This window comes from Vibrio sp. (genome assembly GCF_984391705.1).
Genome location: NZ_CFHWOM010000057.1, coordinates 509 through 19,854 on the forward strand (window position 1 = coordinate 509; position 19,346 = coordinate 19,854).

Here is a 19,346-nt window from a genome sequence, read left to right on the forward strand (position 1 = left end):
AGGCACCAGAGGCACCAGAGGCACCAGAGGCACCAGAGGCACCAGAGGCACCAGAGGCACCAGAAGTAGTTGAAGATCTCCCACCAATGCCGGAAGCGGTTCCGAATGAGTTTGGGGTACCACAAGATGACGATTGGTTAGTTGACGAACCTGAGCAAACTATTGCTCAAGAGGACTCTCTTGCATCGTTGTCACCAGAAACGGCTGCGCAGCCAGAGCTTGAAGCTGCTGCGTTTGAAGAGCCTATTGCTGACGACATCGCAGAGCCGGTTGAAGAGTCGTTCGAGCTTGACGACCTAGAGCTTCCAGAATACAGCGAAGAAGATGCATTAGCGGATATGGCGGCTGAGCCAGAACTTGAAGCAGCGGCAACTGAAGAGCCTATTGCTGACGATACTGCTGAGCAGGTTGAAGAGTCGCTTGAACTTGATGATCTAGAGCTTCCAGAACACAGCGAAGAAGATGCATTACCGGAAATGGCGGCCGAGCCAGCACTTGAAGCAGCGGCAACTGAAGAGCCTATTGCTGATGATACTGCAGAGCAGGTTGAAGAGTCGTTCGAACTTGATGAGCTAGAGCTTCCAGAATACAGCGAAGAAGATGCATTAGCGGATATGGCTGCCGAGCCAGCGCTTGAAGCGGCGGAATCTGAAGAGCCTATTGCTGAAAATACGACTGAGCAGGTTGAGGAAGAGTCGTTCGAGGTTGATGATCTAGAGCTTCCAGAATACAGCGAAGAAGATGCATTAGCGGACATGGCGGCCGAGCCAGCGTTTGAAGTGGCGGCAACTGAAGAGCCTATTGCTGAGAATACTACTGAGCAGGTTGAAGAGTCGTTCGAGCTTGACGACCTAGAGCTTCCAGAATACAGCGAAGAAGATGCACTAGCGGATATGGCGGGTGAGCCAGAACTTGAAGCCGCGGCAACTGAAGAGCCTGTTGTTGACGACACCGCAGAGCAGGTTGAAGAGTCGTTCGAGCTTGATGATCTAGAGCTTCCAGAATACAGCGAAGATGATGCATTAGTGGACATGGCGGCCGAGCCAGCGCTTGAAGCCGCGGCAACTGAAGAGCCTGTTGTTGACGACACCGCAGAGCAGGTTGAAGAGTCGTTCGAGTTTGATGATCTAGAGCTTCCAGAATACAGCGAAGATGATGCATTAGCGGATATGGCGGCCGAGCCAGCGCTTGAAGCCGCTGCAGTTGAAGAGCCTATTGCTGAAAATACTACTGAGCAGGTTGAGGAAGAGTCGTTCGAGCTTGACGGCCTAGAGCTTCCAGAATACAGCGAAGAAGATGCGCTAGCGGATATGGCGGCCGAGCCAGCGCTTGAAGCTGCTGCAGTTGAAGAGCCTATTGCTGACGATACTGCTGAGCAGGTTGAGGAAGAGTCTTTCGAGCTTGATGATCTAGAGCTTCCAGAATACAGCGAACAAGACGCTTTAGCGGATATGTTTGCTGAGCCGAACAGTGAAGAGCTTGCTGAACAAGATGAAGATACGAGCTTTAATCTTGACGAGATAGAACTCCCTGAACTTGAAGAAGTTACAGACCCATTTGATGAGCCAAATGCTACTGAACAGGTAGGTGGTCCTGAATTAAGTGCTCAAGGTAGTGAAGAGCTACAAAAACGCGACTTCAATGAACAAGCGTTTGATGAGCTACTTTCTGACACTGAAGAGAATCAAACGGCTAGCTTCTCATTTGATAACCCTATTGACGCTACAACGTCAGACAGTGCGGGTATGGACATCGATGCGATGCTCGAAGTAGGGGGAGAGGACTGGAACGGCTTTACGTTATCCGATGATCAACAGGCACAGATCAGCGATGATATTCCAGAAGAAGAACAGGGTATTTGGTCTCAGGACAATCTTCCTGAACAGGCTCAGGTTCTCGATGAAAATTGGGAAGATCAGCAATCTCTCGATGATTTTAACCCAAGAGAGAATCAGTTCCGTACGATTGATGAGTTGATGGCAGAAGTTGACGCCGAAGAAGCGCAGGAAATTGATGAGTCACTTAAATTGGATGTTGGTCTTAACGATTTTCCGGACGTGATTGGCGATATTGGTAACGATGAAGATATTGATTCTAATGCCGAAGCTGCGGGCAAGTTAGATCTTGCTAAGATCTACATGGAAATGAACGATGCTCAAGGAGCTAAAAAGTTACTAGAAGAAGCCATTGTAGATGGAAGCGATGAGATTCGCCGTGAAGCGAAACGCCTTATCGATGACATAAACCGCGGTTAATGAGTAATGTAAGGGGGACCTAGTGTCCCCCTTATTTTTTTGCTGGAAAATGTTTATACTTCCCGCCCTTATTGAGCAGACCCTAAGAGACCCCCCCGATGAGAATAGCTTTAGGTATCGAATACAACGGTACTCAATACTACGGTTGGCAGCGCCAACAAGAAGTCAAAAGCGTTCAAGAGGAACTTGAAAAAGCATTAAGCGTTGTCGCAAACCATCCTATTGAAGTTCAGTGTGCAGGTCGCACCGATGCGGGAGTTCACGGTACTGGTCAAGTTGTTCACTTCGATACGACCGCAAGCCGAAAAATGGTTGCTTGGACGATGGGAGCGAATGCGAATTTACCTGGAGATATCGCTGTAAGATGGGCGAAGGAAGTTCCTGAAGAATTTCACGCACGATTCTCAGCTACGGCACGCAGATACCGTTATATTATTTTTAATAGCGCGTTAAGGCCGGGCATTCTGTCCTCAGGTGTCAGCCACTATCATGGTGAATTAGATGAAAAGAAAATGCATCTCGCTGCGCAATACTTGCTAGGTGAAAATGACTTCACCTCATTTAGAGCGACTCATTGCCAATCGCGTAGCCCTTGGCGAAATATGATGCATATTAATGTGACACGCCATAATCAATATGTAGTTATTGACATCAAAGCGAATGCTTTCGTTCATCATATGGTACGTAACATTACGGGTAGTTTGATTTGTGTTGGTCGTGGTGAGAAAGACCCACAATGGATTGAGTGGTTGCTTGAGGCAAAAGATCGCAAGCTAGCCGGGGCGACGGCAAAAGCGGAAGGGCTTTATTTGGTTGATGTTGATTACCCAGAAGAGTTCGAATTGCCAAGAGTGCCGATTGGGCCACTATTTTTGCCAGATAACTTGAACTAATTCGTGTTAAATTGTCCAAATAATCAGTTCTTTAGGGCGTGAGACATAGGTACAGAAAATAGGTACAACCAGTTTTTTGTGCACAGCTGGCATTTTATATGCTTTAATCCTCACGCGTAAATTCAGAATTTGTATCCCTCGCACTTTGCGCGGGAGTAGTAGAGAAAAGGTCTTCCATGAGTTGGCTTGAAAAGATTTTAGAAAAAAGCAACATCGGTAGTTCACGTAAAGCTTCTATTCCAGAAGGTGTATGGACTAAATGTACGTCATGTGAACAGGTGCTTTATCACGCTGAACTAGAGCGTAACCTAGAAGTATGTCCGAAATGTGACCATCACATGCGAATGAAGGCTCGCCGCCGTTTAGAAACTTTCTTAGATGAAGGTAATCGCGTTGAGCTAGCGGATGAGCTAGAACCAAAAGATAAACTGAAGTTCAAAGATTCAAAGAAATATAAAGATCGTATCTCTGCGGCTCAAAAGAGTAGTGGTGAGAAAGACGCTCTTGTTGTAATGAAAGGTGAACTTCTTGGTTTACCTGTTGTTGCGTGTGCGTTTGAGTTCTCGTTTATGGGAGGCTCAATGGGCTCTGTTGTTGGCGCACGATTTGTTCGTGCAGTTGAAGCTGCAATGGAAAACAACTGTGGTCTTGTTTGTTTCTCTGCAAGTGGTGGTGCTCGTATGCAAGAGGCTCTCATGTCTCTAATGCAAATGGCAAAAACCAGCGCAGCATTGGAACGCCTTTCTGCGAAGGGGCTACCATTTATTTCTGTTATGACGGACCCTACCATGGGTGGCGTATCAGCAAGTCTGGCAATGCTTGGTGATGTAAATATCGGTGAGCCAAAAGCGCTTATTGGTTTTGCTGGCCGTCGCGTAATCGAACAAACTGTGCGTGAAGACCTTCCGGAAGGTTTCCAACGTAGCGAGTTCCTACTTGAACATGGTGCGATTGATATGATCGTTGATCGTCGCGAAATGCGTCAACGCATTGGTAGTCTATTAGCTAAAATGACCAATCAAGCTTCGCCTTTGGTTGTTTCTGTGAATGATTCTCCAAATGAAGCGCACTATGATGTACCAGAAGTAGAAGAAAAAGGGTAAAGTAAGACACTAACAAACCACCACTAATTTTTGGTTTTAGTTAGATGAGTCAAACCCAAATTCCTCAAGCCACATCATCACTTTCGATGTGGCTTGATTATTTAGCAAATATCCACACCTCAGCCATCGATCTTGGCTTAGAACGTGTTCAAGCTGTGGCGAACTCCGCCAACCTCACCAAACCCGCTCCCACCATTATCACTGTAGCCGGTACGAACGGTAAAGGTTCTACGTGTGCTCTGATGGAAGCCATCTTGCTTAATGCAGGCTACTCTGTTGGCGTGTATAGCTCACCCCATTTAATTCGTTACAACGAACGTGTACGCATTAATGGTCATGACCTCGAAGATGAAAAGCATGTTGCAGCATTCGATTTTATCGAAAAGCAGCGTGGCGACATCAGCTTAAGCTTCTTCGAGTATGGCACTTTAGCAGCACTAAGACTTTTCCAAACAGAGCAAGTGGATATCGTTCTGCTTGAAGTCGGCTTAGGTGGACGCTTGGATGCTACCAACGTAGTCGAGCATGATGTTTCTATCATCACTAGTCTAGCGATTGATCACGTTGACTGGCTTGGTGATGACATCAATGTCATTGGTTTTGAAAAGGCGGGTATTTATCGTAGCGGTAAACCAGCTATTTGCGGCCAGCCTAAAGCACCTTCTACTGTTGCAGCGCATGCCGATGATATTGGGGCAGAGCTTTACCAGGTTGATATCCAATATAGCTATCAGCAGACGTCAGCGACAGAGTGGAAGTGGACGCATGGCTCTTACGACTTAGAAGCATTGCCCGTTCCAGGCCTACCGCTACAAAATGCGGCTACGGCGTTAATGGCCCTTGCAACTGCAAATCTAGACATTAGCGATATTAATATTGTGAATGGTCTCAAGAGCGCACAGTTACCTGGACGTATGCAGCTGATTAGTGAAAAACCAACGGTTTTACTAGATGTTGCGCATAATCCACATTCTGCTGAGTATTTGGTAAAACGTGTGCAGCAGCAATATCCTGAAAAACACATTCATACTGTTGTGGCAATGTTGCACGATAAAGACATTAAAGCCACATTGGAAGCTCTGACACCGATTGTTACTTATTGGTACCCTGCGTCGCTAACGGGTCCTAGAGCAGCAACCGCAGATGAATTGTGTCGGTACCTTCCGTCAGATATTGTCCATTTTGAGTCGCCAGTTCGAGCATTTGAAGCGGCAATGACACAAGCGAGTCAAGATGATGTCATCTTAGTGGTCGGCTCTTTCCATACCGTGGGAGAGGTGCTCGAACACTGGGAGAAAGAAGGAGAATAAATGGCCAGTAAGTTCCAAAGTCGCTTAGTTGGGACCATTATTTTGGTCGCTATTGGAGTGATTGTGTTACCAGACGTGCTTGATGGTAAGAAAACGCATTACAAAGAAGAAATAGCCAGTATTCCGATTAAGCCGGAGTTAGGTGGTGATTTAGAAACTTTTGAAGTGCTAGACCCAGTTGACGACTCCGCAAGTCTACCGGATTCTCCGGTCGAAGTTGTGATTGAAGAGACTTCGCAAGCTCAAATTAAACGAGCTGAAAGCGAGCCTTTACCCGTCGTAGTTAAAGAGATTCCAGAGCGTAACGAGTATCAAGAAAGCGCATGGATTATTCAACTTATGGCGCTTAAGAATGCCGATAACGCGAATAACTTAGTCAAAGATCTACAGAAGCGCGGATATCAAGCTCACGCAAAACCGGAAAACAGTTTCACGCGAGTAATAATTGGTCCGGATGTATCCAAGAGCAAACTTGAAAGGCAAGTGATTGAACTCGAAAAAATCACAGGCTCTAAAGGTCAATTGCTCAAATTTAAACCACTAAATCCATAAGAAAACGTTTGCGTCAGCGTTTTTTCTGTTAAAATGCGCGCCAACTTAAGATGTAAGTAAAAAATGAATCCGTTAGATATTGTCATTTTAAGTGTGATCGGCCTGTCGGCTTTGATCAGTTTAGTTCGTGGTTTCGCAAAGGAAGCGTTGTCATTAGTGATTTGGTTTGGCGCCTTTTTTATCGCCAGCCAGTACTACGCCAAGTTGGCTGTGTACTTTACCAATATCCAAGATGAGATGTTTCGTAACGGAGCGGCGATAGCAGCCTTGTTTGTTGCTACATTGATTGTCGGTGCAGTAGTCAACTACGTTATCGGTCAGTTGGTGCAGAAAACAGGCTTGTCAGGAACAGATAGAGTACTGGGGATCGTCTTTGGCGGGCTCCGTGGTGTTTTGATTGTTTCGGCTGCACTATTTTTTATGGATGCGTTTACATCGTTTCCTGAATCGGAGTGGTGGAAAGGATCGCAGTTAGTGCCGGAGTTTAGCCGTGTCATTGCCCCTTTCTTTGAACACTTACAAGCAACATCAAGTTTCTTATCTGACGCGCTTTAGCGCGTCAGCCATTGTCGCAAATCGAGGGTTAGGACATGTGTGGTATTGTTGGAATCGTGGGCACAACGCCTGTAAACCAGTCTATCTATGATGCATTGACGGTCTTGCAGCATCGTGGCCAAGATGCCGCGGGTATTTGTACCATAGAAAGCAATCGTTTTCGTCTGCGTAAGGCGAACGGTTTAGTAAAAGATGTGTTTGAAGCAAAACACATGCAAAGACTACAAGGCACTGTTGGTATCGGTCATGTTCGCTACCCAACAGCTGGCAGCTCAAGTGCGTCGGAAGCTCAACCTTTCTACGTTAACTCTCCTTTTGGTATCACTCTCGCTCATAATGGTAACCTGACAAACGCGAATGAAATTCGTCAAAAATTGTTCGAGAAAGATCGTCGTCACCTCAACACCACTTCAGATTCTGAAGTATTACTCAATGTGTTAGCACATGAAATTGACACGGTAAAAGGCAACGTGACTTCTGAAGACGTGTTCCGTGCTGTTACGAATGTTCATCGTGCGATTCGTGGAGCATACGCGGTGACAGCAATGATCATTGGCCATGGTATGATTGCTTTCCGTGACCCTCATGGCATTCGCCCTCTATGCCTGGGTAAACGAGAAATCGACGGTCGCACTGAGTATATGGTGGCTTCAGAGTCTGTAGCGCTAGATGCCGTTGGCTTTGACTTTATTCGTGATGTTGCACCAGGTGAAGCCATTTATGCGACGTTTGACGGTGAACTACATACCCAACAGTGCGCGGATAACCCTTCATTGAATCCATGTATTTTTGAATTTGTTTACTTTGCTCGTCCTGATTCATTTATCGATAAAATTTCTGTTTACAGTGCACGCGTAGAGATGGGCAAAAAGCTAGGTGACCGTATTCGTGACGAATACGCTAACTTGGATATCGACGTAGTCATTCCTATCCCTGAAACGTCTTGTGATATTGCGCTACAAATTGCTCAAGCGATTGATAAGCCATACCGTCAAGGTTTTGTTAAAAACCGATATGTTGGCCGTACGTTTATTATGCCTGGCCAACAACAGCGTAAAAAATCTGTGCGTCGTAAACTGAATGCAATTCGCTCAGAGTTTAAAGACAAGAATGTTCTACTGGTTGATGACTCTATTGTCCGCGGTACTACTTCTGAGCAGATTATTGAGATGGCTCGTGACTCAGGCGCTAAAAAAGTATTTATGGTGTCAGCTGCTCCAGAAATCCGCTTCCCTAATGTGTATGGTATCGATATGCCAAGTGCAAATGAACTTATTGCACATGGCCGAGATAACCAAGCTATCTGCAAACAAATTGGCGCAGATGAGCTAATTTTCCAAACGTTAGAAGATCTTGTTGAAGCGGTTGGTGTTGGTAACAGTGATATCTCTCGCTTTGAAACATCGGTGTTCAACGGTGAATACGTCACAGGTGATATTGATCAGAAGTATTTGGAATTCTTAGAGTCCTTGCGCAGTGATGACGCGAAAGTACAGCGAGAGATTCAACAAGAGCTTGCGAATCTAGAACTACACAACGAAGGTGCGTAGTTCTCGATAATCTAGATAAGAAAAAGCCGACGCTTTTATACGTCGGCTTTTTTTATGTTCTGGTTTTCACCAGCTGAGACAGCATAAACATTGCCGTCGCGCTTATCACCACAGAAGGGCCAGCAGGCGTATCAAAGTGCCAGGATAGACTTAGACCGAATAGCACTGCTAGCGCGCCAATTATTGACGCAAATAACGCCATTTGCTCGGGTGTTGAAGAGAAGCGCCTTGCAGCTGCAGCAGGAATGATGAGCAGTGATGTCATTATCAAAGCACCTACAAACTTCATTCCAATTGCAATGACAAGACCCACCATGAGCATGAGTACAAGTCGCATTAGGTCAACATTATGACCATCAACAGCGGCTAAATCTTCACTGACAGTTGTAGCTAATAAAGAGCGCCAGAAGAAGGCAAGAATGCCTGAAACGATAATCACCCCACCGTAAATGTACATAAGATCAGCCGGAGACACAGAGAGTAAGTCGCCAAACAGATAGCTCATTAGGTCGATTCGTACATCATCAAGGAAGCTAACAGCCACTAAGCCAAGAGATAATGCACTATGGGCGAGAATACCAAGTAGTGTATCGGTGGCGACCAATTGTTGCTTTTGCAGAGTCACTAGAATTAACGCGAGTGCGAGACAACAGATTACTAATGCTAGGTACAAATTGACGTTCAGCAAGAATCCGAATGCGATACCCATCAAGGAAGCGTGTGCCAAGGTATCCCCAAAGTAAGCCATCTTTCGCCACACTACGAAGGAGCCCAGGGGGCCAGCAATAATTGCGATACCAAGTCCCGCGAGAATGGAAGGTAATAAAAACTCAATCATGATGATGGCCATGTGAATGATGTGAACAACTTGAAGCATCACCAGAAACAGGTTGCCCTGCTAGATCGTGGTGGTGGTGAGAGTGTTGGTGGTTATACAATGCAAGCGCTTCGTGGTGACTATTACCAAATAGGGCGATATAGCTCGGATGCTGACTAATTGCCGCTGGTGAGCCAGAGCAACATATGTGATGATGCAGACAAATAACATCGTCTGTTTTAGCCATCACAAGATGTAAATCATGGGACACCATAAATACCGCGCAGTTAAAACGGTGACGAATGGTATCGATTAAGTCATAAAGATCTATTTGACCCTGCACGTCAACCCCTTGTGCAGGTTCGTCTAACACCAAAAGGTCTGGACGTTGTAATAGTGCGCGAGCAAGAAGTACGCGCTGATTCTCACCACCAGATAAGCTATGCATATTGGCTTTAAGTAGGTGCTCAGCACCCACTAACTTAAGCGCTTCGACAATTTCTTGTTGGCTAAAGCGGCCTGACAGTTTCAAAAAACGAGTCACGTTTAGAGGCAATGAGTCATTGAGCTTAAGCTTTTGCGGGACGTAGCCAGTTTTCAGGCCTTTGATCTTTTGAACGTTCCCCTGATATTTGCGCTGTAAACCTAATAGCACTTTTACTAGGGTCGATTTTCCCGCTCCATTAGGTCCAATCAAAGTGGTGATCTCACCACGGTTTAATTTTAAAGAGACTCTATCTAAGACTTTACGTTCGTCAAATTGAACACAGATGTCAGTGAGTTCGACTAATGTCGACATGAATAGCACTCATTTGCAATTACTTAATGTTATAATGTAACATTTAATCCCTTGTTAGACTAGATGACTGTTCCTATTATGAAGCGTATTTTTTCTATTGCTATGACGTTGTTGGCTGCATTCAATGTAAATGCAACCACAGTATTAACCAGCATCAAGCCCATTCAGCTGATTACCACTGAGCTGACACTGGGTGTATCTCAAGCAGATGTATTGATTCCAGCTAATGCCTCTCCACATGATTATGCTCTTAAACCCTCAGATGTAAAACGCATCCAGAATGCCGATATTATTGTCTGGTTTGGTGACGACTTAGAACCGTTCTTATCCAAAATTTTAAATGGCAGAGATAGTGTACTAACGCTAAGTGAGCTTGATGGTTTGGAACTAAGAGAGTATGCCGGAGATAACCATGATCATCACGGACACGATCACGGAAACCACGACCCCCATTTTTGGTTGGGTTACAAAACGACGAAGCAAGTAGCACAAGCTATTGCGAATAAGCTTAGCGTGGCAGATAAAGAAAATGCTCAGAAATATCAGGAAAATCTTGTCGCGTTCTTGCTCAGCTTAGAAAAGCAGCAACAACACCTAGAGACTCAGCTAGAACCAGTCAAAGAAAAGGGCTACTACGTCTTTCATGATGCCTACGGTTACTTTGAGCAAGACTTTGAACTTAATCACTTGGGACACTTTACCGTTAGCCCGGACAGAAAACCTGGAGCAAAAACCTTGATCAAGATCCGCAAAGCGCTTTCATCTAAAAAGGCGGAATGTGTATTCTCAGAGCCTCAGTTTACACCTGCAGTGATTGAATCTGTGACTCGTGGTAGTGATGCGAGAATTGGCGTACTCGATCCACTTGGCACCGATATTCCTGTAGAGCCTGGTGCTTACTTCTTGTTCCGACAGAATTTAGCCGATAGCTTCTCTAACTGCCTTAAAGGTTAGAGTGATAAAAGGGAGCGAAGAGCTCCCTTTTTCAACATTTTTGTAGAACATTTCCTGTTTGATGTGAATTTCGCTTTAAAAGTCAGCGGAATGTCGCAGACTCACTTGTCAATTCCCCATATTCTTAGATAATTATCTTCACAAAATAAATATTTAGCTACGTGGCATCGTTCTCGATGTGCGCGTGGTACAAGAAGTTGTACTTCTATTGCTGTTAGGGAATTCACTGGTGATAAGAGCCTTTTGGGTATCGGTATTGCTATGTCTAGCGAACGTGGTGAACGCTATTGAGCCTACGCCGACGGTCTTCTATCCGTTACCAACACAAGCTCAAGGAAAGGTATTTGCTGCCAAGGAACTTTTCTTAGCAGATGGTGGTGGGATTTGGTTCCAAGATGTCCGCAATCAAATACTCTTTTTTGACGGTCAAGATATCATGCCTCAGTCGGGCTCCGCTCTGGAGCACGATGTCGATCATGTCGCGTATTTGGATAACGCGTTTTGGTCTTTCTTCCAAAACGAAATTTATCGAACTGAACCAAATAAAGAGCGAGAACTGATTTTCAGTCTTCAGCCGGGGATCGAAATAAAGCGAATTGGGGCGTCAAAGCGATTTATTTGGCTTTCTGATGAAACGAGTTTCTATACATACAATGTTGATACTGGTGATTTTAGTACCTACTCTCTCCTTTCACTTTATCAGTACAGTCAGTCATCCTCTATCGAGATAAACGACGCAAAATTTATCCTTTCTAAATGGGTTCTCGCGACTAATGCAGGCGTTTACTTATCTAACAAAGAGAATTTTGAGCATGTAACTAGCTCTGGTAAACATTACATCGAAAAACTGTATTTTTCGGATAAGCGACGTGAGCTCGTTATTGGTTCACTCAAAGGAGCGCTGATTTTTGATATCCAGAATCCGAGTAAACCAATCAAAGAAATTCCGGGTTCACATGTATTGAGTATTGCTGAAACCAGTCAAGAGTATTGGATTGGGACTGAGAAGGGACTGATTGTTTACTCTTTTCTTACCGGAGAGAGTACTCAAATGACGTCATCTGGTTTCAATGACCGTGTGGTGAGCTATGGAAAAATCTACTCTCTTCTGAATGACCAAACTGGTGGTATCTGGGTTGCTACGGATAGGGGAGTTCGCTACTTTTCGTTGTTTTCGCACAAGTTTGAGCGTTTTCCTGAACGCCTACTATCAGCCAATCTAAATGTAGATAAACCACACTTTATTACCCGTATGCAAAATGACGATGGCTATTGGAAGATCAGTGATAGTGGGCTGTATAAGGTGAGTTTATCGAAAGTCAGTACTCGTAATTTGGTTTATCGGGGGCGTGTCTACGATGTGGTTGAGTTCAATGGCGTACTCTGGCTAGCAACCGATGAGGGCATTAAGTGCATAGATGCTGTCACTGGGAAGCCTTTGGATGATAGCCAGTTGCCGCTGTTTCTTAAGTCCAGCTCCATACGATTTATTGAGCTGGATTCAAAAAATCAATTATGGGGAGCCAGCGACAAGCAATTGTGGAGCTTCCAACCCTCAACAAATAAGCTCACTCAATATGGTTCAGAGTGGATGATTAAAAAATATCTTCCAGCGCAGCTGACTCAAATGATCGTCACTTCTCAAGGCCACTTAGTTCTTGGTACGGAGCATGGCGTCTACGTGATGCGTGATGGCCAAGTTAACTTCATCGGTGAGAGTGTTCCGTATGGGCTAGCAATTAATTTAGTTCAAGTATCTGATAGTGATATTTGGGTCGCGAGTCGATATGGTTTGTACAAATTCGACTTGTTCAAAGGGCATGTCGAACCAATTGCACTACTAGATGGACATATAACCCCTAAGTGCTTGATTCAAAATCAGGACGGAATATGGCTTACATCCTCAGCTGGGCTGACACGCTATTCAAGTCAGGGACAAATTGTAAAACACTATGGCGAACCGTTTGGGTTGATTAGCAATGAGTTTTTACCGGGGCTATGCAGTTATAGTGCCGATAGTCAGAGAACGCTTCTGCTGGGTGCTCGATCTAGTTTGATAAAAGTGAACACTCATGAGCTGGTGGTAAGTCGACTTCCCGACGTAAAGGTCATCATTAGCCAAGTTAAAGTGAACCAAATACTACGATCATTAGGAGAAACCTCGCAGGACAGCTTAGAGCTCGGCTACGGTGAGTCTATTGCATTTCAGTTTGGGGTGTTACCTAAAGCCAATAAGGTTTTACTAGAATATCGACTCAATAATGAAGAGTGGCAGCTGTTAGATGGGTCTACATTAAGTATCGATCATTTAATGCCTGGTCATTATCAATTAAGCGTACGGGCTGTAATGAATAAAAACCAACATGGTCAAAGTAATGAATTTCATTTTTACGTGAGTAAACCTTGGTTTTTAACAACTTACGCGTTACTTGCTTACTTATTAATCATGGGGCTGCTTTTGGCTACAGTCATTTATTGGAGATCCAGAATGATGTCGAAAGTGAACCGTCAGTTGAAAGCCCAAGTAGCGCTGAAAACCAACCAGCTACGTCATCAAAGTCGTATCTTACTGAGTAACAACCAGCAATTAAGAAAGCAGTTGCAAATTCGTCGATTGATTACTAGCCAATCAATTGATGCGATGAAGCAGCGTTTGATGAGCTCTTCTGTCGAGCAGTTAGGTGAGCAAAACCTAAATAACCGTAAGATGCTTGATTATCTTATTGAAGAATTGGATTTACTGCTTCATGTGAGAACGACCAATGGTCAAGCTAACCCTGTATACAATTTAGATCTGATTCTGCATTCGGTACTAAACGGGTGGGAGGAGGAGCTACTTAAATCTGGAGTACAGGTTGATTGCCGTCGTGAAGCTGAGCTTGATCATTACATCAATCTCACGAATTTTAATTTAGATGAATTACTCAATTCTTTATTAGACAGCATAACTAAACGCTGTTATCGAAATCAGGTTGTCGTTATATCAATTCGTCAAGAAGGTGACTGGGTCACGATGTCTGTTGTAGATCAAGGTGATTCGTTGGAAAACTATAGCCACTCTTCTGCGCTTCAATCAATTCAAGCTATGGTGGAGCAAAGTGGGGGCAAAATGACGACCCACAGCTCGCTCGAACGAAATTTAATGGAAATGACTTGGCCTGGTAGTGACTCTTTTGATGAAGAGTCAGTAGTGGATATTCCTTCCATTGAAGATAGGCTTGAATCTCCTATTGAAGACCCATGGTTAGACAAAGTGAAGTTACTGGTCGAAGAGCAATATTCAGACCCTGATTTTGGCACCTCAGTAGCCGCTAAGCTGCTTTACGTCTCTGAACGAAGTCTACAACGCAGACTAAAAAGCGCGATTGAGAAAACGTTTACAGAATATTTAACAGAAGTGCGTTTAGATAATGCTTGTCGTCGGTTACTGGCAGGTGAAAAAGTATCCGATGTGGCGTTTGAATGTGGATTTAATGATCCGTCATACTTTAGCCAGCGTTTTAAGCACCGCTTCGGCCTCCCTCCCACTCAGTTTGTAGAACAACAAGAAAACTAAAGAGCCTCTTATCGCTAGCTGCGAGCCTCTGCGCTTGGAGCTAGCGTACTTACTATCAGCCCTTTATCCTCACGAATTACGAGCTTGACAGGCTGTTGTATGTACTATTTCGGCCCTGTATCACTGATACTACTAAACCTTTACGATCATTTGTTATTAAAGATAAAGACACTCTAAGAGAACGCTATATAGCTAATTGAAGTTGGATGTACGTTGATGAACTTGGTTTGGAAAAACAGAAGGCGTTAAGGTTAAGAGTTAGCGGGAGATAAGAAAAAAATATCGTGGTATAGCCGGGGGGACTATACCACGGGTGCCAATGACACCTTCGCTTGCTGCCGGAGTGACGCTGTGCGCCACCTCTGGAATTCTTGTCTAAGGGAGTTCCCTGTCGACGTGATTAACTATAAATCGATGCTCTTTTTTTACTTATAAAATTAACGCCAGTGTTACATAAGAAATGCGACATTTTATTTAAGTTGTTGTTTTGTAACAATTAAATGTTTAATTTATTCTAAGTTTTCTTACTGCCTACTAGTGGATTTAGATGAGTAACAATCCCTTTTAACGTAATTGACGGAGGGAGATTTAACGAAAGTAACAGCGGCAAAAGTGGAATTATTGATTTCAGACAAGATTTGTTACAGGTATCAGCGATAGTATTGCAATCGTTAATAAAAATACTTTTCATTTGTATATAACTGGCCTGTTTATGAAACTCTCACAATTACAACAAGGGCAAAAAGCCACTATCACTGGGTTCAATGAGCTCTCTAATGACGTAAGAAAAAAACTGATGGTAATGGGGCTATTACCTCAGACATCTGTAACCCTAATACGAAGAGCTCCAATGGGAGATCCACTTCAAGTAGAAGTACGTGGAGTCTCTTTAGCGGTACGTGAAAACATTGCCGAAGCTATCTGCGTGGAGGTGAACTAATGGAATACAAGATTCTTACCGTTGGTAACCCTAATAGTGGTAAAACAACCCTTTTTAATGGCTTAACTGGTGCCAAGCAGCAGGTAGGTAACTGGGCGGGTGTTACAGTTGAGAAAAAGACAGGTAAATACACACATTCTAGCGACGACTTTTTACTGACCGATTTACCTGGTATCTACGCATTGGACAGCGGTAACGATGGCAACAGTATTGATGAATCAATCGCCTCTCGCGCGGTTTTAACGCACCCAGCAGACCTGATTATTAACGTGGTTGATGCAACGTGTTTAGAACGTAGCCTATATATGACGCTTCAACTGCGTGAACTAGGCCGCCCTATGGTGGTGGTTCTAAATAAGATGGACGCACTTAAGCGTGAACGACAAACTATTGACCTCAAAGCTCTAGAGAAGATGCTAGGTTGCCCAGTATTTGCGATTTCAGCTAACAATAAATCACAAGTGCATGCGTTCAAAGACCGTTTGCATAAAGCATTGGTTCAAGGTGTTGCGCTTAACGAAATACGCCTGAACTATGGTGAAGAGTTTGAGCAAGCGATCAGCAAGCTTGAGCCTATCTTTACGCAAAAATCTGAAGTTGCTGAACGTGCTCTAGCGATTCGTGCACTAGAAAATGATCTTTTGGTACTAAACGCCTTGGCACAGCCTGAGCGTTCAGCAGTAAGAAATGAGCAGCAAGCGGTTGGGTTAGATATCGACTTGTTGGTAGCCGATGTGAAGTACACCTTCTTACACGAACAATGTAAGAAGATCCGTCGCACGGAAGGTAAGCTAAGTCATAGTTTTACTGAGAAAGTCGATGGTGTCATTCTCAATAAGTGGGTTGGCGTGCCATTCTTCTTTGTCGTGATGTACCTAATGTTTATGTTCTCGATAAATATTGGTAGCGCGTTTATCGACTTTTTCGACATTGGTGTTGGTGCACTGCTCGTTGATGGTGGTCACTACTTACTAGATGAACACTTACCAGTATGGCTTGTGACTCTGCTTGCTGACGGTGTCGGCGGCGGTATCCAAACTGTCGCGACCTTTATCCCTGTGATCGCGTGTCTGTACCTATTCCTAGCGGTACTAGAAAGCTCGGGTTATATGTCTCGTGCAGCGTTTGTACTGGATAAAGTGATGCAAAAAATTGGCCTACCGGGTAAAGCATTTGTGCCACTGGTTTTAGGTTTTGGTTGTAACGTACCATCAATCATGGCTACGCGTACGCTAGATCAAGAACGTGAGCGTAAATTGGCTGCATCAATGGCGCCGTTTATGTCTTGTGGTGCGCGTCTACCTGTTTATGCATTGTTTGCAGCAGCATTCTTCCCGCAAAGTGGCCAGAACGTTGTTTTCGCTTTGTACTTACTTGGTATTGTCGCTGCGGTATTCACTGGTCTAGTTCTGAAGAAAACCCTATACCCAGGCTCTAGTGACAGCCTAGTGATGGAAATGCCAGATTACGAATTGCCAACCATGCGCAATGTGGTCATCAAAACATGGCAAAAACTGAAGCGCTTTGTTTTGGGTGCAGGTAAAACGATTGTCGTCGTTGTGACCATTCTTAGCTTCTTAAACTCAGTCGGTACTGATGGTACATTTGGTAATGAAGATAGCGAAAACTCAGTGCTATCTAAAGCATCTCAAGTGGTGACGCCAATCTTTGCGCCTATTGGTATTCAAGAAGATAACTGGCCTGCAACGGTTGGTATCATTACAGGTATCTTTGCTAAAGAAGCGGTCGTTGGTACGTTAAACAGCCTTTATGCTCCGAGTGAAGAAGATGCGGGTGAATTCGATCTAATGGCGAGTCTTGAAGAGGCGGTAATGTCTATTCCTGACAACCTTGCTGGCCTAAGCTACTCTGACCCATTGGGCATTGAAGTGGGTGATTTAACAGATAGCCAAGCCGTTGCTGATGAGCAAGAAGTTGATGCATCGATCTTCGGCAATCTGAAAGGTTACTTTGCATCGAGTAATGCAGCATTTGCATACCTGATCTTCATCTTGCTATACACACCTTGTGTGGCGGCCATGGGTGCTTATGTTCGTGAATTCGGCCAGAAATACGCTCGCTTTATCGCAGTTTGGACCATGGGTCTCGCATACGGCGGCGCTACTCTGTATTACCAAGTGTCGCATTTTGCTGACCACCCTGCGTCTAGCGCGGCTTGGATTGGTGGCATCATTGCAGTCAGCGTTGCGACTTACCGCTTGCTAAAAGCTGTAGGTAATAAACAGAGCAGTGAATTAGAGGCGCAATTGGCATGATCCTTAGTGAGCTAAAACAGCACATTGATGCTCAGGGTAGCGTATCAAGAAAAGAGCTCGCAAAGCAGTTCCACCTCAGTGAAGATGGTGTCGATGCTATGCTATCGGTGTGGATTAAAAAAGGAATGGTGTCGCGATTAGTCGACACCAATCAAGCCAAACATGTTACTCGTGTCCGTTATGCTAAGGTTGAGAGCAACTCACTTGCCATGACTGTCACAATGTAGTGTTTAAACGTAAAAAGCCGCTCTACTTAAGAGCGGCTTTTTTTATTCGTTATGCTGACCAAGGCCAAGTAGTTTCACTCCGACACTTAACAGCAGAATAGACGCTGGCAGCAGCAAAATCTCCCAGCTTAGTTGATTAAAGTTAATCAAAACCAACTCTAAGAATTTCACGAACAAAATCACGATGATCACTTCGGTTAGTTTGTTTTTTAAGTGACCAATATTGGGTGTTTTTATCCAGCTTAAAGGCTGCTGTTCTGCCTGCTCGCTGGTTGTGTTTTTAATAAACAGCGTGTAAATACCGTGGGCAAAAATAAAGAGTACGAGTGCTACTAAAAAGGTGTCGAGAGACTTAACGATATAGCTGATGGCAATATCGGCACTGTCGAGGTGTGCTAGTTCGCTGCTCGGCACGGCTCCAAGCATAAAGACTTCGATCGCTGTGTAGGTTTTACTCGCACCGATAACAAAGAGTAGTGCTGAGCCTATCATCGAACATACGATGGCTATCCAGCTAACAAAACGAAAATAATGGAAGGCTTTTTTACCCATGAGTCTCTCCTTAATCTGTTGGGCACAGTGTATAGAAGAGTTATAGGTGTGATAATCCTAGGAATTTGAGAAAGATTATTACAAATGTGTAATGAATCAGCTGCAATGGCTACAGCTGATTGTTAGATAGGCTAGGCGCGCGTGAATAACTTACTCAGTGACAGCACGTTACCAATGCGAGTGAGTAGCGCAGCTTGCTCTTCTTCAGAGCGGAACTCACCTTGGGTATTGCCCCATACGGGCCCCGGCCAAGCCACATCGTCTTGGAAGCGGGCGATATGGTGAATATGAAGCTGTGGAACCATATTACCCAGAGCACCAAGATTGAGCTTATCTGGCTGGAAGGTCGCTTCTAAAGCTTGGCTTACCGCTTGAGATTCTAACAAGAATTGTTGTTGCTCTTGCATAGGCAAATGATGCAGCTCTTTTAGATTGGCGCGCTTAGGGACTAAGATAACCCAAGGCACGGCATTGTCTTTATGCAGCAGCGCTACACACAGCGGGAAGTGGCCGACGATGGAGGTGTCTTTTGCCAATTGAGGGTGCAGTTCAAAACTCATTATCGTTTTCCATTTTGCATTGAATGAGGTCAGTATACGCCAGATAAAACAAAAGGTTGACGCTTTCACGCCAACCTTTCTGATTATCTTAAAGCTTGATGCTTAATTACATGCGCTCTAGCGTTTCGATACCTAGCAGAGATAGACCTTGCTTAATCGTCTTCGCGGTAAGTGCTGCAAGTTTCAGGCGGCTCTGCTTCACTGATTCATCTTCAGTGTTAAGAATTGGGCACGCTTCGTAGAAGCTTGAGAACTGACCTGCTAGTTCGAATAGGTAGCTACACATGATGTGTGGTTGACCTTCGCGAGCAACAGATTGTACCGCTTCTTCAAACTGTAGAAGTTTAGCGATTAGCGCTTTTTCTTTATCTTCAGTCACTTTGATTTCGCCTGCTAGGTTATCCATAGAGATACCCGCTTTAGCGAAGATAGAAGATACACGAGTGT

At 44.5% G+C, this 19,346-nt stretch carries 17 protein-coding genes; 12 read left to right on the top strand and 5 right to left on the bottom strand.

Annotated features, from left to right (window positions below):
* The 7 genes from AC4MRV_RS18590 to purF form a co-directional block, all read left to right on the top strand.
* The coding region (locus tag AC4MRV_RS18590; RefSeq protein WP_491188804.1) for a FimV/HubP family polar landmark protein at positions 1-2,255 on the top strand (2,255 nt) is incomplete at its 5' end.
* 98 nt (positions 2,256-2,353) lie between these two features.
* On the top strand, positions 2,354-3,148 hold the full coding sequence (gene truA, locus AC4MRV_RS18595) for a tRNA pseudouridine(38-40) synthase TruA (RefSeq protein WP_491188805.1): 795 nt from the start codon (positions 2,354-2,356) through the stop codon (positions 3,146-3,148).
* A gap of 176 nt (positions 3,149-3,324) precedes the next feature.
* On the top strand, positions 3,325-4,251 hold the full coding sequence (accD, locus tag AC4MRV_RS18600) for an acetyl-CoA carboxylase, carboxyltransferase subunit beta (protein WP_491188806.1): 927 nt from the start codon (positions 3,325-3,327) through the stop codon (positions 4,249-4,251).
* A 44-nt stretch (positions 4,252-4,295) separates the two neighbouring features.
* On the top strand, positions 4,296-5,561 hold the full coding sequence (gene folC, locus AC4MRV_RS18605; RefSeq protein ID WP_491188807.1) for a bifunctional tetrahydrofolate synthase/dihydrofolate synthase: 1,266 nt from the start codon (positions 4,296-4,298) through the stop codon (positions 5,559-5,561).
* A complete protein-coding gene (locus tag AC4MRV_RS18610) occupies positions 5,562-6,113 on the top strand; it encodes an SPOR domain-containing protein (protein WP_491188808.1) in 552 nt (183 codons plus the stop codon).
* A gap of 63 nt (positions 6,114-6,176) precedes the next feature.
* Positions 6,177-6,668 carry a CvpA family protein gene (locus AC4MRV_RS18615; RefSeq protein WP_491188809.1) on the top strand — a complete coding sequence of 164 codons (492 nt, stop codon included), beginning with the start codon at positions 6,177-6,179 and terminating at the stop codon, positions 6,666-6,668.
* 35 nt (positions 6,669-6,703) lie between these two features.
* Positions 6,704-8,218, top strand: a complete 1,515-nt coding sequence (gene purF / locus AC4MRV_RS18620; protein ID WP_491188810.1) for an amidophosphoribosyltransferase — start codon at positions 6,704-6,706, stop codon at positions 8,216-8,218.
* Positions 8,219-8,270: 52 nt separating this feature from the next.
* On the opposite strand, the gene znuB is transcribed toward purF, so the two are convergent.
* Both znuB and znuC read right to left on the bottom strand, forming a co-directional pair.
* Complete coding sequence (znuB, locus tag AC4MRV_RS18625; protein WP_491188811.1) at positions 8,271-9,056, bottom strand: zinc ABC transporter permease subunit ZnuB; 786 nt, start codon at positions 9,054-9,056, stop codon at positions 8,271-8,273.
* A complete protein-coding gene (gene znuC / locus AC4MRV_RS18630) occupies positions 9,049-9,834 on the bottom strand; it encodes a zinc ABC transporter ATP-binding protein ZnuC (protein WP_491188812.1) in 786 nt (261 codons plus the stop codon). Before znuC ends, znuB begins: the two co-directional genes overlap by 8 nt.
* Positions 9,835-9,912: 78 nt before the next feature.
* Between znuC and znuA the strand changes: the two genes are divergently transcribed.
* The 5 genes from znuA (at position 9,913) to AC4MRV_RS18655 (ending at position 17,787) form a co-directional block, all read left to right on the top strand.
* Positions 9,913-10,788: a zinc ABC transporter substrate-binding protein ZnuA gene (znuA, locus tag AC4MRV_RS18635; protein WP_491188813.1), complete on the top strand. Its 876-nt coding sequence runs from the start codon at positions 9,913-9,915 to the stop codon at positions 10,786-10,788.
* Between the two features lie 229 nt (positions 10,789-11,017).
* Complete coding sequence (locus AC4MRV_RS18640) at positions 11,018-14,344, top strand: AraC family transcriptional regulator (protein ID WP_491188814.1); 3,327 nt, start codon at positions 11,018-11,020, stop codon at positions 14,342-14,344.
* Positions 14,345-15,056: 712 nt separating this feature from the next.
* A complete protein-coding gene (locus AC4MRV_RS18645; RefSeq protein WP_491188815.1) occupies positions 15,057-15,284 on the top strand; it encodes a FeoA family protein in 228 nt (75 codons plus the stop codon).
* Complete coding sequence (feoB, locus tag AC4MRV_RS18650) at positions 15,284-17,560, top strand: Fe(2+) transporter permease subunit FeoB (RefSeq protein WP_491188816.1); 2,277 nt, start codon at positions 15,284-15,286, stop codon at positions 17,558-17,560. Before AC4MRV_RS18645 ends, feoB begins: the two co-directional genes overlap by 1 nt.
* The gene (locus tag AC4MRV_RS18655) at positions 17,557-17,787 is read left to right on the top strand and encodes a FeoC-like transcriptional regulator (protein ID WP_053438403.1); all 231 of its coding nucleotides are present in this window, start codon (positions 17,557-17,559) and stop codon (positions 17,785-17,787) included. Before feoB ends, AC4MRV_RS18655 begins: the two co-directional genes overlap by 4 nt.
* Positions 17,788-17,829: 42 nt before the next feature.
* On the opposite strand, the gene AC4MRV_RS18660 is transcribed toward AC4MRV_RS18655, so the two are convergent.
* The 3 genes from AC4MRV_RS18660 to AC4MRV_RS18670 all read right to left on the bottom strand — a co-directional run.
* On the bottom strand, positions 17,830-18,339 hold the full coding sequence (locus AC4MRV_RS18660) for a YqhA family protein (protein WP_491188817.1): 510 nt from the start codon (positions 18,337-18,339) through the stop codon (positions 17,830-17,832).
* A 131-nt stretch (positions 18,340-18,470) separates the two neighbouring features.
* Positions 18,471-18,899: an HIT family protein gene (locus AC4MRV_RS18665; RefSeq protein ID WP_491188818.1), complete on the bottom strand. Its 429-nt coding sequence runs from the start codon at positions 18,897-18,899 to the stop codon at positions 18,471-18,473.
* Positions 18,900-19,005: 106 nt separating this feature from the next.
* The coding region (locus tag AC4MRV_RS18670) for a DALR anticodon-binding domain-containing protein (protein WP_491188819.1) at positions 19,006-19,346 on the bottom strand (341 nt) is incomplete at its 5' end.

What these genes read in the sequence shown, in the direction of transcription:
- znuB (WP_491188811.1), bottom strand. Translation starts at nt 9,056, where the DNA reads ATGATTGAGTTTTTATTACCTTCCATTCTCGCGGGACTTGGTATCGCA.
- AC4MRV_RS18610 (WP_491188808.1), top strand. Translation starts at nt 5,562, where the DNA reads ATGGCCAGTAAGTTCCAAAGTCGCTTAGTTGGGACCATTATTTTGGTC.
- AC4MRV_RS18655 (WP_053438403.1), top strand. Translation starts at nt 17,557, where the DNA reads ATGATCCTTAGTGAGCTAAAACAGCACATTGATGCTCAGGGTAGCGTA.
- AC4MRV_RS18615 (WP_491188809.1), top strand. Translation starts at nt 6,177, where the DNA reads ATGAATCCGTTAGATATTGTCATTTTAAGTGTGATCGGCCTGTCGGCT.
- purF (WP_491188810.1), top strand. Translation starts at nt 6,704, where the DNA reads ATGTGTGGTATTGTTGGAATCGTGGGCACAACGCCTGTAAACCAGTCT.
- znuC (WP_491188812.1), bottom strand. Translation starts at nt 9,834, where the DNA reads ATGTCGACATTAGTCGAACTCACTGACATCTGTGTTCAATTTGACGAA.
- AC4MRV_RS18645 (WP_491188815.1), top strand. Translation starts at nt 15,057, where the DNA reads ATGAAACTCTCACAATTACAACAAGGGCAAAAAGCCACTATCACTGGG.
- AC4MRV_RS18660 (WP_491188817.1), bottom strand. Translation starts at nt 18,339, where the DNA reads ATGGGTAAAAAAGCCTTCCATTATTTTCGTTTTGTTAGCTGGATAGCC.
- AC4MRV_RS18665 (WP_491188818.1), bottom strand. Translation starts at nt 18,899, where the DNA reads ATGAGTTTTGAACTGCACCCTCAATTGGCAAAAGACACCTCCATCGTC.
- znuA (WP_491188813.1), top strand. Translation starts at nt 9,913, where the DNA reads ATGAAGCGTATTTTTTCTATTGCTATGACGTTGTTGGCTGCATTCAAT.
- folC (WP_491188807.1), top strand. Translation starts at nt 4,296, where the DNA reads ATGAGTCAAACCCAAATTCCTCAAGCCACATCATCACTTTCGATGTGG.
- accD (WP_491188806.1), top strand. Translation starts at nt 3,325, where the DNA reads ATGAGTTGGCTTGAAAAGATTTTAGAAAAAAGCAACATCGGTAGTTCA.
- feoB (WP_491188816.1), top strand. Translation starts at nt 15,284, where the DNA reads ATGGAATACAAGATTCTTACCGTTGGTAACCCTAATAGTGGTAAAACA.
- truA (WP_491188805.1), top strand. Translation starts at nt 2,354, where the DNA reads ATGAGAATAGCTTTAGGTATCGAATACAACGGTACTCAATACTACGGT.